This is a genomic window from uncultured Flavobacterium sp., from assembly GCF_963925415.1.
In the GTDB taxonomy this organism is placed as follows: Bacteria; Bacteroidota; Bacteroidia; order Flavobacteriales; family Flavobacteriaceae; genus Flavobacterium.
The window spans coordinates 1-2,696 of record NZ_CAWUTS010000008.1; the positions used below are offsets into that span (position 1 = coordinate 1).

General features: G+C 30.3%; 3 protein-coding genes. 1 reads left to right on the plus strand and 2 read right to left on the minus strand.

The features are described 5' to 3' along the window. Window positions 1-1,451, minus strand: a 1,451-nt coding sequence (locus AABM47_RS00715; RefSeq protein ID WP_338409004.1) for a choice-of-anchor L domain-containing protein, incomplete at its 3' end; no start/stop codon positions are given. A 98-nt stretch (window positions 1,452-1,549) separates the two neighbouring features. Here AABM47_RS00715 and AABM47_RS00720 point away from each other — a divergent pair. Further along, on the plus strand, window positions 1,550-2,449 hold the full coding sequence (locus AABM47_RS00720; RefSeq protein ID WP_338409005.1) for a NifU family protein: 900 nt from the start codon (window positions 1,550-1,552) through the stop codon (window positions 2,447-2,449). A 50-nt stretch (window positions 2,450-2,499) separates the two neighbouring features. Here the strand turns inward: AABM47_RS00720 and AABM47_RS00725 are convergent. Continuing rightward, window positions 2,500-2,696, minus strand: a 197-nt coding sequence (locus AABM47_RS00725) for a hypothetical protein (RefSeq protein WP_338409006.1), incomplete at its 5' end; no start/stop codon positions are given.

A 2,696-nucleotide genomic window follows, 5' to 3' on the forward strand; every position in this document is an offset into this window, starting at 1 on the left:
TGAGAAGTTAAATTAAAAATTGCTGTTCCGTCATTTGTTATATCATCACAGACAATCATATCTGGTGGTGTGGTGATTTGGCAAGTAGTTATTATAGTATCAAACTGGGTGATTTGTGGACAAGCAAAAGTAAAACTTTCAACTCTTACATAAAATGTTGTAACAGTTGTTGTGGTTGTTTGTAAAACAGAAATTTGATTAAGATTATCTATTGCATCTTGTAGAGTCTCATAAAACAAAACATCATAAGTAAAAGGGTCTAATCCGTTTAATATTGTAGCTGTATTTTGACTCAAATCGAATGTATTTGAACAACTCAGCAAATCATTTGGATTAGTGTTAATTACAAAACCAGGTAAATATTCTACTATTATACAATCGGTTTGAGTACAAGAGCCTCCCGATGCATTATTTGCTGTTACACAATAAATACCAGGAGTAGAAACAGTATAAGTTGAACTTGTTTCTCCAGCAATAACAGTAGGACCTGAGCCTGTATCTGTAGTCCATTCAAAAACATAACTTGCTGGATTCAATCCTGTATCTAAAACCCTTACGTCTCCGGGACAAATTGCAAAACCATTTGAAACTAACATATCGGTGTCTTCAATTCCTTCTGAAAGAGGATAAGATAAGTTTGCCGTACCTACGTTAAAACTTCCAGCTTCAATAAAAACAGCAGAATCAAAAGCAGTATCATTATAGTCGCCAATAGCTAACTTTATACTGTAATTGTTGTTTGGTATTACATCCGCAAAAGCGGTCATTGGAACCGTATAACCTCGCATATTAAGAGCGGTAGAACCGGCAGGTAAACTCACATTATAAGTGTCAAAAAATGTTTCGTTTACAGATGGACAAGCACCATTATATGCAATATCTCTAATATTAGTAACAGATACAGGAGTAGAAGTTCCAGGTATAACTGCTAAATTAGTTGAAATCCCTGTAGATAAATCTGTTAAAATAAAAGCAAAAACATCAGAATAACCACATTGATAAGTGCCATATTCGTTCGATGCAAATATGAAATTAAAACTAAAACTATCGGTCAAAGGTGTAAAATCGAATTTTACAAAAGTCACATCATTTATTGTACCTGTATTACCATTAGCTTGACTTATTGCAAGCAATTCAGCATCACCATAACCTGAACAAACAGAAGAAGTTGATGCCCCTGTATATGGTCCTGCAGTATTTGACGCCAAACCACATCGCAAAATCATACCTCCTGAAAATTCGAAATTTGTCCCAGTGTAGTCAAAGTTCCCAACACCACAAAGACCTTGTGTTTGAAAATTAGATACTAAAGCACATGGCGAATCTATTAGTATGTCTTGAACAATATGCTGAACTGTATTGGTAGAAATATTCGATGGGTTAACTGTAATTGCTTGCGAAAAACCTATAAAAGTTGATAGTAAAGTAAAAAACAAAATAATATTTTTCATTTTGGAATATGTCTGTTTTAATTCAATTATTTTAAATACTAAATATAATTAAAGAATATAAATAAGTTTAGTAAATTTGTAAAAAATATCAAACCAACATGTTAACTATAACTATTAAAAAAACATCTAACAACGAAATAATCAAGTTTGAATTTGAAGATTTTATTACAAAAAATAAAAATTTTGAATTTAAAAACATAGATGAAACAAAAAATTCTCCGCTTGCTAAACAACTTTTTTATTTACCTTTTGTAAAAACAATCTATATTTCTGGAAATTTTATAGCCATAGAAAAATATTCTATTGTAGAATGGGAAGATGTGCAAGATGAAATTGCGGAACAAATTCAAAATTACATCGCAACGGGAGGAGAAATAATATTATTTGATGAAGATGACGGCAAAAAAAAGGCAATTACTATTTATGCTGAAACTACGCCAAATCCATCTGTACTTAAGTTTGTAAGCAATACCTTGCTGACTAAAAGCCCTTTAGAGTGTAAAAATATAGACGACACACAAGCATCACCTTTAGCAAAAGTTTTATTTAGTTTTCCTTATGTTAAAGAAGTTTTTTTTGATGAAAATTATATTTCAATCACCAAATATGGCATTAAAGAATGGGAAGAAATTACCCTTGAATTAAGATCATTTATTAAAGAATATATTGAAAATGGAAATGTAGTTGTGGATGAAAGCTTGAAAACAAAAACTAAACCAGATCAAAAAAATGAGGAAGAATATTTTGACACATTAGATGTAACTTCACAACAAATTATTAACATACTCGAAGAATATGTAAAACCTGCTGTTCAAAGCGATGGAGGCAATATAATGTTTGATTCCTATGATGAAAAAGAAAAACGTGTAAAAGTTATCTTACAAGGAGCTTGTAGCGGATGTCCATCTTCTACATTTACTTTAAAAAATGGCATTGAAAACATGTTAAAAGACATGCTAAAAGATGAAGCTATTATTGTAGAAGCTATAAATGCATAATAATATATTACGTCATAAAAAAAGGAGCCAATTAAAATTGGCTTCTTTTTTTATTTTGATTTATTTGCATGTTCATTAAACTCTTTAAACAGTTCTAATAAATTCATAGTAGCTTTTACTAAATCATTGGTTTCAAGCAATAATCCGAAATATAATTTACTATTTTTCGGGCTGTTTTCTGTAGTTCGAATTCTATCAATTTGTTTTTGAATTAAATTTGAAATAGCATCTAATAAAATGTTTTTCT

Excerpts from the sequence above, each read along its gene's own strand:
- AABM47_RS00720 (WP_338409005.1), top strand. The coding sequence starts at position 1,550 with ATGTTAACTATAACTATTAAAAAAACATCTAACAACGAAATAATCAAG.